Annotated in this window: 1 protein-coding gene; it reads right to left on the bottom strand. The window is 43.6% G+C overall.

The annotated features are described in order from the left end of the window. The coding region (locus ACYVHJ_RS19340) for a transposase (protein ID WP_460518131.1) at positions 1-459 on the bottom strand (459 nt) is incomplete at its 3' end. Positions 460-511 lie beyond the last annotated feature (52 nt).

The raw sequence follows: 511 nt of genomic DNA, 5'->3' as shown, positions 1-511 counted from the left end.
ATAGCTCTCGTAGCAGGTGGCATCCATGAGAAGTACATGGGAATTGTTCACATCCCTTTTCCAGTGGTTGAGCAGTACTGACTGAACCTGTTCCCATTCACAGTGCTCTTCAATATAGGCTCTTATCCCTGTCATAAGGGTATAATCCCTGATCTGCTTGTCCTCGGCCAGAAGTTTGCCGCAGAACATCTGCAAACTGTAATCTGTATTGAACCTTTCGATGAGCTGTCTGTCGCTGACATTGAGGTAGGCCTTGAGGAACATCATGCCAAACATTCCCTTGGCATCAAACCACCTAGGAGCACCGGGACCTGTATTTTCTGCCGGAAGACATCCTGCGAGCTCATCCCAGGGGATGGAATCTTTTATCTGGCCAAACAACGAATTCTTAAAAAAATGATATTTAGGAGAATATCCGTCGAAGTCTTTGAAAATCTGTAGTTGCGCTGTATCTTTCATAGTATTTTATTCTGCAACCTTAAAATACAAAAAAGAAAACCCCGAAAAAAGC

The organism is Cyclobacterium sediminis, from assembly GCF_054781075.1.
This window is presented reverse-complemented; position numbering and strand designations above follow the sequence as displayed.